The following is a 13732-nucleotide window of genomic DNA, read 5'->3' on the forward strand; positions in this document are numbered from 1 at the left end:
AAATTTTCTATAGTTTGGAATTACGATTTATGTAAAATGCACAAAGTAAAAGATATGGAGAGATAAGAAATGGCATTAACTGGGGTCAGGATTGTGTTGGTAGAACCAGCTGGCCCAATGAATGTGGGTGCGATCGCTCGTGTGATGAAAAATTTCGGTTTGTATAACCTAATATTAGTTAACCCCCAATGCGACCCGCGATCGCCAGAAGCAATGAAAATGGCTGTCCATGCTAAAGATATTTTAGAATCTGCGGTAGTGGTGGCGACTTTACCAGAGGCGTTGCAAGGATGTATCAGAGCGATCGCGACTACTGCGCGTGTGCGCGACTGGGAAACACCTCTAGAAACCCCTCGCAACGCCTTACCGTGGTTACTAGAAGAACCAGAAAAACCCTCTGCCCTCATTTTTGGCCGAGAAGACCGCGGATTAAGTAATGAAGAATTAAATTATGCCCAGCGATTTATTCGTATTCCCACCAGTGACATATATCCATCTTTAAATTTAGCAACCGCCGTCGGGATTTGTTGTTACGAACTGGGGCAACAATTAGAAATCGCTCAACCTCAGACTACCCAAGAGATAGAATTAGCGCCTTTTGAACTTGTGGAAGCCTACTACCAACAATTAGAATCACTACTGTTAAATATTGGTTATATCTATCCCCATACAGCAGCTAGTCGGATGGAGAAATTTCGGCAGCTATATAATCGCGCTCGACTCACAACTAATGAAGTAGCTATGCTGCGTGGGGTTTTTCGCCAAGTAGAATGGGCGCTAAATAATCGTAATGATGATGAAAACTTATGATGTATCGATTAATATATACGCAATCTCCCCCAAAATAGATAATATGGCTTAAACTAAACACACTACTGAGTAGTAACAGTTGATTTCAGCATCCAGCTGCATGAACAGTCAGTTTTAGGCCGGGAGTCTGCAAGAAAAAATTCGAGTGAGTCACAAGGAGTAGCAGTGACAGAATCAAGTGACAAACTAAGAGCTTTCTCGCGGCGACAACCCGTAAATGGCCGCCAGCGATCGCGTAAAGCTCCAAAAGTGGAACCAAAAAAAGCAAAAGTTCCGCAAACAAAGCAACGTCCTCTGATCAGAGAACCGATGCTTGCGCCTAGTGCAATAGCTATCGGTGGCGTTCCCCGGCCAAGACAAGGACTAGTTATGCCAACGGCTGTTAAACCTATCCCCAGGAAACCAGTTAATGTTCCTCCCTCCCAAACCGGCACTGTCAAGGTAAAAACAGTGCGGGTGCAAAAACCGCCACAGCCCAAAGTAACCAGAAGAGTGTCGAAAAAGACGCGGTTAAAGCCAATGGCCAGAACGATGTTATATATCCTGCGGTTGTTGATCGTAGGAGTTGGCATGGGTGCGATCGTTGGTACAATATTGTCAGTTTTAGACCCAGCTAATCGCATCAATTCAAATTCTTCCGTATCATCTAACGCCAATAATTCTGGTCAAGTTCAGCCACAAAGCACTCCTAATCCCGCAATTCCCACTTCAGGTTTATACCTATCTCAAGAAATTACCCCACTCAAAAATACTGTCCAAAATTTAGCCGCAACCACCCCAGACCTCACCCCTGGGATTTTCTTAGTAGATTTAGATAATGGCGGTTATGTAGATATCAATGCGTCCGTGGGTTTTCCCGCCGCCAGCACGATTAAAGTACCAATTTTGGTAGCGTTTTTCCAAGATGTTGATGCAGGTAAAATCCGTCTGGATGAAATGCTGACCATGCAACAAGATATGGTAGCCGGCGGTTCTGGGAATTTCCAATTCAAACCAGTCGGGACGCAGTACAGTGCCTTGGAAGTTGCCACCAAAATGATTACCATTAGCGACAATACAGCCACAAATATGCTGATTGCTCGGCTGGGAGGCATAGAAGCATTAAATCAGCGTTTTCGCAGTTGGGGATTCACAACAACAATTATTAAAAATAAACTACCAGATTTACAAGGAACAAACATCACCAGTCCCAGAGAATTGGGGAATTTGATGGCGATGGTAAATCAAGGTAACTTTGTGAGTCTGCGATCGCGCGATATCATGCTTGATATTATGCGTCGTACAGAAAGAGATAATCTACTACCCTCTGGTTTAGGTGCAGGTGCAAGAATTTATCACAAAACAGGCGATATTGGCACAATGCTGGCAGATACGGGTTTAGTTGATATTCCCAATGGCAAGCGATACATCATTTCTGTGATGGTTAAACGTCCCAATAATGACCCCCGCGCCGAAAAATTCATCAGTTCAATTTCTCGTACGGCTTACGAAAGCTTGAGTCAAAGTCCTCCACCTAACATCATCAACAACAATATCCCCACAACTAGTTATCCGTCCCCAGTTATTAGTTCTCCAGTACCTAATACGACAACTAGTGTAATGCCGCCAAATATTTATCAACCACCCATAATTAATCCTGCTATACCTAACAACATACCTATAAGTGGTTATCAATCACCCGTTGTTAATCCACAATCACAATATTACCCCCCAAGATAATTTCATTTATCATGACATCTACCACACCTTCAATTCAGTTTTTCGCAGGTATTTTTGAAGAACTCAGTAATGTTAGTTTGCGACGTGGCAAAGTTTCAGGTAAACGCATCGTCGCTATGACTTTCAACCAATTACAGGCTTTAGAAGGATTGAATAGTTTTACAAAACCATCTTTAAATTCCTTGCTGTTGAGTGATGAAGAAGGTGAAATTAGTGTTACTCCTTCTTCAACGCGGTTTATTTTTGGTGGTGATGAAGGTGATGAATTACAACGGGTAGAATGCCAGTTTGAAATCGAACAAGATGATTATTGGGAACGCTTCATGCGCTTTATGCAGCGGTATGCTGAAGCTAATGGGATGGAATATCAAGATTGATTGTCTGCTAATTCACTCCCAAGAAGCTAGGGTGTAGGGATGTTGAGGAATCAAAAGTGTTTCTTTGATAGTTTGCTAGTAAAATAAAACAAAAGTCAAAAGTAAAAATAAAGATTTTAATGATGATGAATAATGGGAAATAACAAGACTATAAGAAGTTCTCTTTCCAATACAGAAAACATTAACAATTCATCACAATTAAAAGGTTAATAAAAATTTATGCGACGCAATCAAATCATTGTAGCAAGTACCATAGGCACCTTAGCGGCCATATCCATAGGGTATTTCGGAGTTCAAATATTTGGACGGGACACAATGTACGGAGTGAGCGCCGGAATGGTTGGACTCGGTGCAGGAGAGTATCTTGGTCAGGTTGTTTCCAAGAAAAAGCAGCGGCGAATGGTACTCATCTAGGTGAATAGGTGGTGAAACTGCGAGTAAGGGTGTCAGGGTTTTAGGGAGTACTCTATTAGGTATACAAAGCCTTGCACCCCTAAACCAAATCGATTACTTTTTCTTATGGTCTTGGCGCTTTTGTTCTAGATAATTCAGTAATTTCAGTACGTAAACTTCAAATTCTGCATTTCTTTGGTTGACAACTTCAATAGGCGGAACAGAAAAAGTATCGGGAAAATTAAAAACTAAATTTCCTAGACGTAATCCTAAAGGTCGTAAATGTCCCCCTTTAAGTTTAGCGCGAAAATCTTCTGGGGGCTTTTTCAAATGATTAAAGAACCACTCCCGTGTAGATTTGCCGATATTGTCTAAAGGAAAATAAACTAAGCCCAGTAAATTAAATAAATTGCTGTTTTCGATTAAAGCTTCGGTTTCTGTGGGGGTTGGTTTGACATTAAAACCAAGTCTGATAATAAAATCTGCTAAAGCTTTAGGTTTAATGGCACTGTCTAGACCAGTATTGACTGGTGCTAATAATAGAGATGCTTGGCTTTTAATAAATAAGCTGTTAATTTTGACATTTGATTCATCAAAATTAATTTGACTTTGATCTACATCTTGATTGACATAATAAGATGTTAATTCTTTAGCTTGTGTACGTTGATTTTCTAAGTCACGACGGAGATTTTCTAAATCATTGACAATACTTTGCACTTTTTTAGCTTGTTTTTCTGGAGATAAATTACCAGAAGTTTGTTTGACTATTTTCCAAATAAACGCTTCTAGTTGGTCTTGTTTTTCAGGTAAAGCGCTGAATGCTTCTAAGAGTGCAATATATTTACAACCAATACTATGACCTATCCACGAAAAGTTAGAATCGTCTAGGTAGGTTTTGTACTCATAACCTGCTAATTCTGCCATTCTAACTAATTCTGGGATGAGTTTATATTGTTCTTTGATGAGAAACCCCGCCTCTGCATAATGGTCAAAAGTAAAGTTAAATGGCAGGAGAATGATTGTATAGCCTTGCTTAAATATACATTCCAGCAGATGGCGATAAAAAAACATCGGGCCGAATGTACCAAAAAAAGCCCCACCAATAAATTGAATTACTCCTTTAGGTTGTGGATGTAGTGCTACCCAGCTAAAAGAAACAGGTTTAAATCTCAACTTTAAATTCGTCATGTTTGTAATTTAATAACAGTACAAATTTAGGGTGTTCTCATGACTGAGAACACACATTAGTAATCATCTGTCCAGATAAAATTAGATAACTTCTCAGAATCTCATTTGATTTAGAAGTTGCAGTATTTATGTTTGTTTGTGGTTTGTCATTAGAGGCTGTTTGAAAAGTCGGAGAGATGGTAAAAAAGCCCTCTCAGTATACGCTGTGAATAGATAGTAGACAGCACTGAGAGAGCAACATGAGTAAAGCATACCCCAGCAATCTGACCCGTGTTCAATATGAATTTCTGAGTGACATGATTCCAGAACCAAAACCTGGGGGTCGCAAGCGTGAAGTTGATATATGGGAAGTCCTTAACGGAATTTTTTATGTGCTGGTAGAAGGAGTTAGATGGCGATGCCTACGGCGGGCTACGCCTACGCTACCAGGTGACTTTCCTGTATGGCAGACGGTATATAGCTATTTTCGTAAATGGCGCAAAGACGGAACGTGGTTGAAAATTCACGATAGCCTGCGGCAGTGGACACGGATTGAAGAGGAACGGCATCGAAGCCCATCGGAAGCGATCATCGATAGTCAAAGCGTCAAGAGTGCAGCGATGGTAAGTCAATCTGTGGGTTTTGATGCAGGTAAGAAAATTAAAGGACGCAAGCGATTTATGACGGTCGATACCTTGGGATTAGTCTTGCGGGTCTTAGTCACGGCTGCCAATGTGGGTGAACGCGAGGGAGGTAAACTAGTTCTCAAACGGGTAAAACAGTCTCAAAAGCAGGTATCTCGTTTGACAACCCTCTGGGTGGATGGCGGCTTTGACGGTGAGCCGTTTATGCAGTGGGTGATGAATTTTTGCCGTTGGATTGTGCAGGTGGTGTTGCGCCCAGAGCAAACCAAGGGCTTTGTCTTGCTCAAAAAACGTTGGGTGGTGGAGCGCACTTTCGGTTGGGTCATGGGGTGTCGGCGATTGGTCAGAGACTATGAGTTATTGCCAGAAACATCAGAGACGTTTATCTACCTTGCTATGATCCGGATCATGGTGAGGCGATTGGCATAAAATTTGACCCCTCAAAACTTTTCAAACACCCTCTTAGATACTTCACGTTAACCGCTTATTACGCTGCTTGTAATTTTTATTTACAATTGCCTGCTTTGTCTTGTAGTGTTGTAATCTGCGATCGCCTCAATATAAAATTAATGATCTTGGCAGGTAATCCTTCTTGTGTGTACCTGATAACAAGGTGTAGAGATATTCTCTACTGAAAGTAACAAAAGAGGGATAAGCTGATTCGGACTCTTGATGATAAATACGCCTGTACTAAAAAATCTGCTAATCTTAGATGTAAGATTAGCAGATTAGATATTTTATCAAATCGGAGCGGCGGGATTCGAACCCACGACCTCCACTACCCCAAAGTGGCGCGCTACCAAGCTGCGCTACGCCCCGGTCAGAATTATCATTTTATCGCAAAGTTTGATGAGAATCAAGGGGTAAGTTTAAAAAACCTTCAACATCCTAGCAGCTTGCAACAAACCAGGTATAGCGGAGGCATTCCATTTACCTTCTGCACAGCGTCCTGTGTTGAGGATGAAGCGCAGACTATATTCATGGGGATAGCCCTCCACTTCCATCCATAATAAATCGCTTTCAGCCTCACAAGCAATCTTTTCTTCATCCATTAATTCGGCTGTGAGTTGTTTCATGGTATCTGCTAACTGTGCTAACAGACGGCAAAATTCATTCAACTCAGCTTCGGTTAACTCAATAGCCCAATCATCAGTACCTATCAACCCTTTATATTCAGCTGCATGAGGGTTCCAACCAATACGCCAACCTACACCGCTTTTAATGAGACGTTCCATCTTTGAATTTTAGATTTTAGATTTTGGATTTTGGATTATAAATTCAAAATCATTTCAGGAGGTCAGCGCCGCCTGTTTGGGGTTTCTGGGGCGTGGTGGAAGTAGTAGGATTAGGCTGGTTGCTAGTATTTTGGAGATTGGGATTAAAGATTTTGACTAAGGTTTGGACTAAAGCATCTCGTTGACGACGAGAGAGGCGGTTAATGGCAGCGCGATCGCTCTCAAGCGGATTTTGCCGTAATGTATCATTACCTGGATAGGTGGTGTCATACATAATTTCGTTCGCCCCCAGGTAATCAGCCAATGTTAGCTTCCAGTCTAAGCGATAAATGGGCGATCGCTCTTTTACATAAACGTGATAACGGATCAAGCGATTAGCTAAAGTGTTAGTTTCAGCAACTTTGCCAGTTTCTTTGTTGACATACTGGTTTTCTTTGGGTAGGTCTGGTAATTGCTGATATACTAACTGCCAAACATCCGAGGGGCTAATTCTTTGAGCTAGGGCAGGCTGAATGCCAAAGAAACTAGTATGGTGTAATTGACTTGTGCCTAAACTCACAACAAGCCCACCTACAAGCAAAGCCACGATTAATGCTGAATTAAACTTCACAACCATCAGCGGGGTAATTGAGCAACGCAGAATTATGATCTTTTTTCATCAACCTAGATTTTGGCATAAAGGTGCAATCATACAAATATTCATGTACTCTGCACCTTTACCGCAAAACTACTTTTACATTTCACCAATAATTTCTGGTTGAGTTAATTCATCAGACATTTCGATGATTGCCCTTAAAACAGGCTTCATCATAATATCTTCAGAACTTTCAAAATCTTCGTAACGTCGGCGCTTGGCTCGATTTGCCACCTGAACCGTGATGCGGTAGCGATTCGAGGCCGCACTAATTAAATCCTCTGCACGGTGCATAATCTGAGATTGGGTTGTCTCGAACTTAGAACGCTTGAGCATAGTTAATGGTTCTTGGGGACATTCCCCAGTTTAGCAGTACTGAATTAAATACGGCTTTGTATATATGTTGCCAGCAGCCTCTTCGTGCGATAAAGTCTAAAATCAAAAATTTTCTGACAAGGTTAATGGTAGCTGAATTGTAAACCTTGTCCAACCTTGAGAACTAGTAACTGCGATCGCACCTTGCAAATATTCCACTAGTTTTTTTACCAAAGTCAGCCCTAAACCTGTACCGCTATTGAGTGCAGATTCGTTTTGCAGAACTTGGTCATTAAAATCAAAAATCGAAGATTTATCTTGGTTTTGATTTTGAGATATACGATAAAACGGTTCAAAGATTTTAGATTGTTCTGTCGCTGGGATTTCTACCCCAAAATTGCTGACTGTGATTTCCATCCCAGGAGTTTTCAAAACACATAATTTATCTTGAAGGTTTGGATAATTCAAAATTGTAGTGAGTTGAGCCGTCACTGCAATAACTTTTCCCAAGGGAGTATATCTGTAAGCATTAGTTAATAACTCTGAGACAATCCGCGTCAAGATAGCCAAATCAGTAATGATATTAGGTAATTCTGGGGGAATGTCTACTTGCAAAATTTGTTGCTGAGTTTGAGCTAATTCTTGAAAGCTTTCAGTAATGTGAGGTAGCCAGTCTTGCAGATGAATGGAAGTTAATTCCAAGGGATACATATCTGCATCAACGAAACGCATATTTAATAAATCGTCTACTAAATTTAGCTCACGTTCGCATTCAGAACGTAATATATTGATATAACGAGCTACGGCATTTACTTCTGGAGGTTTACCTGACTGGATGATGCGCCGGCGATCGAGAATACTTTCGAGCATAGTAATCGCCATTTTCATGTTTGATAACGGCGTACGCATTTCATGAGAAGTAGCAGCTAAAAAATCTTCTTTTAACTGGTTCAGCCGTTGCTGTTCTAGCATTTGGATTTCTAACTGACGGGCGCGTTCATGTGCGAGGTTACGTTCTTCAGTTAATCGGCGTTGCGTATCATCCCGCAATACCATCACTGCACCATAAACCTTACCATTGTTATCACGCAGAGGTGCTGCACTATCGGCAATAGGAATACTTTTTTGATCTTTGGTAATTAGTAAAGTGCGATCGCCTAAATATACAATACTTTCTTGTTCTAGGGCTGCATAAATCGGATTTGCTACAGGTAGCTGAGTTTGTTCGTCAATAATCGGAAAAACTTGATTTAATATCTGGTCTTGCACTTCTTGTAATTGCCAGCCTGTCAGAGTTTCTGCGACTTGATTCATATACTTGATGTGCAACTGCGTATCAACCACAATCACCCCATCCCCCATACCTCGCAGCACCGTACTCAAAAACTGTTCTCGTTCATAGCGATTCAGTGCTGTTTGAATAGCCACATATAGTTCTTGCTCTCGAATAGGTTTGAGAATGTAACCAAAAGGAAAGGTCAGTGTTGCTCGTTCTACAGTACTTTGATCTGAGTGTCCTGTAACGTAAATAATGGGGATTTGCAAATCATTCCAAATTTGTTCTGCCGCCTGGATACCATCAGCCTCACCTCGCAGCCGGATATCCATTAAAATTATACTTGGGCGCAATGCGGTTGCTTTGGCAACAGCTGCTTCTGCTGTATCAGCAATATCAACAACTGTGTATCCCAGCGACTCTAAACTTTCTTGTAGGTTAATAGCAAGAATATACTCATCTTCAACAACCAAGACTTGAACTGTGTTGGTTTTTTTTGTATCGGAAGAGATGTTCATCATATTCATGCTCTGCTTTTTGTAAAAGTAATTTTAAATTCTGTTCCCTGCTGAGAGTTAATCTCAATTTCTCCTCTTAACTGTTTAACTAAACCTTGGACAAGAATAATACCTAGGGTTTTCGTGTTTCTACTGTCAAAATCTTGAGGTAGCCCGATTCCATTATCTCGAATAGTCAGGATTAAATTGTCCTGTTCTTGTTGTTCTAAGCTAACTAAAATTTCACCTGTACTTTGATCAGTAAAAGCATATTTTAAAGCGTTAGAAACTAATTCGTTGATAATCAAACCACAGGGAATGGCTGTTTCAATGTCTAAGCTGGCATCATTAACTTGGATTTTTAGTTTAATACAATTGGGAGTTATATTGTATGAATCGAATAAATGAGTTGTTAAATCTGGAATGTATTGAGCAAAATCAATATTTGCTAAATCTGTGGAACGGTAGAGTTTTTCATGGACTAAGGCAATAGAAGCAATGCGGTTCTGGCTATCGCGCAGAATTTCTAATGCTTGCGGGTCTTGTGTGCGTCGGCATTGCATTTGTAATAAGCTGCTCACAATGCCTAAATTGTTTTTGACACGATGGTGAATTTCTTTAAGTAAAACTTCTTTTTCTTTTAGAGATGCTGTGATTTTTTCTTCTGCTTGCTTTTGTTCGGTAATATCTTGGTGAACAGCAACGAAAACTTGTCCGTATTCAGGATGTTCAAACATAGAGGTGGTGGCACTACACCAAAAGGGAGTACCATTTTTTTTCACATTATGGACTTCATAACTAGCTTCGCCATATTCTAAAACAGCCGCAGTAATGGCCTGATTCACCTCTTCTGCTTTAGCTTGATCATCTGCATAATTAACAATTGATATATGTAAACCGTTTAATTCATCGGTATCATAGCCAAACATATTCTCAAATTTAGGATTTGCATAAACGATAATTCCATCGTTGGCGCGAACCAAGCAAATACCTTCAGCCATATTGCGAGTAATGACCGCTTGCAGTTCTCGCATTTGTTGAGCGTGTTTTTGCTCTGTGATATTAATACAACTACCAACAATGCGATAAATACTTAAATTTTCATCTCTGAGGGGTGTAAGATTGGTAATCCACCAAATTTCTTGGCCTCTAAAGGGTAAGCATTCGTTATAAGTAATGCTTGTGCCAGCGTTGAGACAATCTTGATAATATTTTCTGACTATTGCCGCCAACTGCGGCGGCAGAACTTGTTCTGGGGTTTTGCCTTGTACCTCATTTGATCTCAAACCGGTGAGTTCTTCATGAGCAGGATTAAAACCCACATAACGAAAATCATTATCTACAACATCAACCACAAAAATCGACTGTCCCACGCCATCGTAGATACTGCGTAAAAAATGTTCTTTCTCTTGTAGTGCTTGCTCTGCTTGTTTGCGTTCACGAAGTACAGCTTGCTGTTCGCTAATATCTTGAGCTGTACCGTAAAGACGAACTACCTCTTGATGGGCGTTAAACTCAGCATAGCCAATTCCTTCAACATAAATATCTACGTTGTCAGTTCTAGTAGCACGTAAAACTAGTTTGTAAGATTCACCCGTCGAAATAGCACGTTCTACAGCTTGGGCTAACTTTTTTCGATCTTCAGGGTGATATAGTTGTAAATTTTCTGCATAGCTGGGAGCTAATAGCTGGGAGTCACGTTTAAAAAGCTCAAACAGCCCTTTTGACCAGCTAATTTGCCCGGTGGACAAATCATATTCCCAGTTACCCAAACGCGCGACTCGCTGGGATTCTTCTAACAAGGCTTCATTTTTACGGACTATTTCTTCAGTGCGTTTAGGTTCGGTGACATCCACTACCAAACCATCCCAAGCGACTCGACCATCTTCTAACTGACGTGGTGAGGAACGAAAATGACACCATTTAATTTGACCACTGGGTGTACAGATTCGGAGTTGAATATTAAAAATGCTCAAGTGCTGCATTGACGCATTAACAGCTGCTTCCAGTCGGGGGATGTCTTCTGGGATAAACTGACGATAGAGTAAGCCTGCATCCCTGAGTGCATCTGCTGCACTAACTTCCATAATTGTTGCAATTCCGGCACTCAGATAGTAAAAGCGATCGCTCCCATCTAATTCTCGGATTACTTTATAAATTGCGCCATTCGGCAGGTTATCCCCAATCCGCCGCAACATCGCTTCTTGTTCTTGCAATACAAGTTCTACTTGTTGGCGTTCGCTGATTTCTCGCTTGAGTTCTTGGTTAGCGGCTTCTAATTGTGCCGGACTGGGTAAAGCCAGTACTTGGGGCATCAAATATATCAGTTCCCAAGCTGTGTACAGTGATACTACAGCCGCGATCGCTTTAATACCGCCACTGACCCAATAGGTAGGATACCATAACGTCCAAATCTCCATCAGGTGAGTAGTGCCGCAGGTAATAATAAATGTTCCAAACAGCAAGAATATCCAGTTGAATGGTAAATCTTGGCGCTGGCGGACAAAATAAAGTAGCGTCAAGGGAATTGAATAATAAGCAAGTGCAATTAAACTATCAGAAACAATATGCAGCCCTAATAAATTTGATTGCCAAAGATAGCAATGACCGTGAGGAATAAACTGTTGAGTGGTTAAAAGGATTTTAAAAAGTTCATACATAAATTTCTCTCAAACACAAGTTCCCTAAAGGTTATATCTATCCTATGAATAGGTTGAATTTTTCACCTTGGGTGTATGTATGGACATGAATCAGCGATCGCATTTTACCTAAACAGATATTTCAGAACCCCGACTTTCTGAAAAAATCGGGGTTCTAGTGTTTGAGTCAGCGATCGCTTTTCGCCCAAAACAGGTAAATTTTTTGACTTATCACCAAACCTTTAAAATCCCATTGCTGTGGCTACAGCTGTTAATTCGGCGGGGATACCTTGCTTAAATTTACTATCACTATGCTTAATGGCTGTATCTGGATCTTTGAGTCCATTACCTGTCAGTACACAAACCACTGTTGCACCTGTGGGTACTTGGTCTTTGACTTTTAATAATCCGGCTACAGAAGCGGCGCTGGCTGGTTCACAGAAAATCCCTTCAGATGCAGCCAAAAGCCGATAAGCATTCAGAATTTCGGCATCAGTGACGGCTTGAAAAGTTCCTTGACTAGCAGTTTGAGCCGCGATCGCTTTGTCCCAACTAGCCGGATTCCCAATCCGAATGGCTGTGGCGATGGTTTCGGGATGGGCGACTGGTTTACCGTTAACTAAGGGTGCTGCACCTGCGGCTTGAAATCCCATCATTTTAGGCAGGCGATCGCATTTACCAGCTTGATGATATTGACAAAATCCCATCCAATATGCTGATATATTCCCGGCATTACCCACAGGGATACATAACCAATCGGGAGCGTTACCCAGAGCATCAACTACTTCAAAAGCTCCGGTTTTTTGTCCTTCTAAACGGTAGGGATTAACGGAATTGACTAAAGTTATGGGATAGCTCTCGGCCATTTCCCGGACAATTTCTAAGGCGCGGTCAAAATTCCCTTGAATTGCCAGGACTTCTGCTCCATATAATAAAGCCTGCGCTAATTTGCCCAGAGCTACATAACCATCAGGAATCAAAACAAAAGCATTCATCCCCCCACGTTTGGCATAAGCGGCGGCGGCGGCGGAAGTGTTACCTGTACTCGCGCAAATTACTGCTTTTGCGCCAGCTTCCTTGGCCTTGGATATGGCCATTGTCATCCCTCGGTCTTTAAAACTGCCTGTTGGGTTGAGACCGTCGTACTTGACAAATACGCTGACTTGTCTACCAATGCGTTCTGCGATCGCCGGCACCGGAATCAAGGGAGTGTTGCCCTCTAACAAGGTAACAATGGGTGTATTGTCACTGACAGGTAAGTACTCACGATAGGCTTCTATCAGTCCGGGCCAAGGTTGGCGATGAGATTTAGCAACAGACAAGCTCACAGTCACAGGTTTTAACAGTTTTTCACTAAAGATTTATGGGTATGGATGATGAAAGCTAGTATTTAGCTTTGTTTCTCCACGGTTTACACTTTGTATTCCAGAAAAATATTATCTTTGTTTGGTGTAGTTTTTGAGAAGATTTTTATTTTGTGCAGATTGTTAGTTTATCATAACCCCCTGCTCACCTAAACCCGAATAGGAACTCTCTTAAAGCTCAAACTTCTACACCCTCAAGCACACAAACTCTTAATTTTTTGTAGTGATAGGAACAGAGGAACATTAATTTCTCATCGCTGTCGCTTATCATAAAACTTGTAACCTATCAGATGATGTGATAAAAACTATACAATAATTTAACAAACCTTAAACCGACATTACTATAATATTTAATGTTGGTGTGAGTTGAGTTGTGTATCTATACTTAGTAAGCAATGTCTACATTATCTAGTGTTTCAGAACGGCAGTCTCAAGCTACTTTAATCAGTGATCTGAACAAGTCCTACTATCAAGCAGATCAGCAAGCAAAGTTGAAAAACCTGGAAGCGGAAGTAGATTCTCTGTTACAGCAATTGCAAAACTTGAAAGATCAGAAGTTAGCAGCTGCTCATCCAGAAGAAGAATAAATTCAGTTTTATCAAAAGCGATCGCCTGATTCTTAGCACAGCGCGAATTTAAAGCGTTGATTTTTATCTAACTAA

The 13732-nt window shown here is 41.1% G+C and carries 12 protein-coding genes and 1 tRNA gene; 5 read left to right on the top strand and 8 right to left on the bottom strand.

What is annotated here, in order from left to right; translation table 11 throughout:
- Positions 1-69: 69 nt before the first annotated feature.
- The 3 genes from NOS7107_RS16025 (at position 70) to psb28 (ending at position 2906) form a co-directional block, all read left to right on the top strand.
- The gene (locus NOS7107_RS16025) at positions 70-810 is read left to right on the top strand and encodes an RNA methyltransferase (RefSeq protein ID WP_015114004.1); all 741 of its coding nucleotides are present in this window, start codon (positions 70-72) and stop codon (positions 808-810) included.
- Positions 811-975: 165 nt separating this feature from the next.
- Positions 976-2529, top strand: a complete 1554-nt coding sequence (locus NOS7107_RS16030; protein WP_015114005.1) for a serine hydrolase — start codon at positions 976-978, stop codon at positions 2527-2529.
- Between the two features lie 11 nt (positions 2530-2540).
- Positions 2541-2906 (top strand): photosystem II reaction center protein Psb28, encoded by a 366-nt coding sequence (gene psb28, locus NOS7107_RS16035; protein WP_015114006.1) that lies wholly within the window; start codon positions 2541-2543, stop codon positions 2904-2906.
- Positions 2907-3413: 507 nt separating this feature from the next.
- Here psb28 and NOS7107_RS16045 read toward each other — a convergent pair.
- Positions 3414-4487 carry a DUF1350 family protein gene (locus tag NOS7107_RS16045; RefSeq protein ID WP_015114008.1) on the bottom strand — a complete coding sequence of 358 codons (1074 nt, stop codon included), beginning with the start codon at positions 4485-4487 and terminating at the stop codon, positions 3414-3416.
- Between the two features lie 239 nt (positions 4488-4726).
- Here NOS7107_RS16045 and NOS7107_RS16050 point away from each other — a divergent pair, with 239 nt between their 5' ends.
- Entirely contained in the window at positions 4727-5539 is an 813-nt protein-coding gene (locus NOS7107_RS16050) for an IS5 family transposase (protein ID WP_015111366.1), read from the top strand.
- Positions 5540-5855: 316 nt separating this feature from the next.
- On the opposite strand, the gene NOS7107_RS16055 is transcribed toward NOS7107_RS16050, so the two are convergent.
- The 7 genes from NOS7107_RS16055 to thrC form a co-directional block, all read right to left on the bottom strand.
- Positions 5856-5929, bottom strand: a tRNA-Pro gene (locus NOS7107_RS16055).
- 50 nt (positions 5930-5979) lie between these two features.
- Entirely contained in the window at positions 5980-6345 is a 366-nt protein-coding gene (locus tag NOS7107_RS16060; RefSeq protein ID WP_015114009.1) for a DUF1818 family protein, read from the bottom strand.
- Positions 6346-6394: 49 nt separating this feature from the next.
- Positions 6395-6961, bottom strand: a complete 567-nt coding sequence (locus tag NOS7107_RS16065; RefSeq protein ID WP_015114010.1) for a hypothetical protein — start codon at positions 6959-6961, stop codon at positions 6395-6397.
- Between the two features lie 117 nt (positions 6962-7078).
- Complete coding sequence (locus NOS7107_RS16070) at positions 7079-7315, bottom strand: DNA-directed RNA polymerase subunit omega (RefSeq protein WP_015114011.1); 237 nt, start codon at positions 7313-7315, stop codon at positions 7079-7081.
- Between the two features lie 102 nt (positions 7316-7417).
- The gene (locus NOS7107_RS16075) at positions 7418-9091 is read right to left on the bottom strand and encodes a response regulator (protein ID WP_015114012.1); all 1674 of its coding nucleotides are present in this window, start codon (positions 9089-9091) and stop codon (positions 7418-7420) included.
- Between the two features lie 2 nt (positions 9092-9093).
- Positions 9094-11727: a PAS domain S-box protein gene (locus tag NOS7107_RS16080; protein ID WP_015114013.1), complete on the bottom strand. Its 2634-nt coding sequence runs from the start codon at positions 11725-11727 to the stop codon at positions 9094-9096.
- 221 nt (positions 11728-11948) lie between these two features.
- Positions 11949-13040, bottom strand: coding sequence for a threonine synthase (gene thrC, locus NOS7107_RS16085; protein ID WP_015114014.1), 1092 nt, complete (start codon positions 13038-13040; stop codon positions 11949-11951).
- A 425-nt stretch (positions 13041-13465) separates the two neighbouring features.
- Here thrC and NOS7107_RS16090 point away from each other — a divergent pair, with 425 nt between their 5' ends.
- A complete protein-coding gene (locus NOS7107_RS16090; RefSeq protein ID WP_015114015.1) occupies positions 13466-13657 on the top strand; it encodes a hypothetical protein in 192 nt (63 codons plus the stop codon).
- Positions 13658-13732 lie beyond the last annotated feature (75 nt).

Origin of the sequence: Nostoc sp. PCC 7107 (genome assembly GCF_000316625.1) — a bacterium.
GTDB lineage: Bacteria > Cyanobacteriota > Cyanobacteriia > Cyanobacteriales > Nostocaceae > Nostoc_B.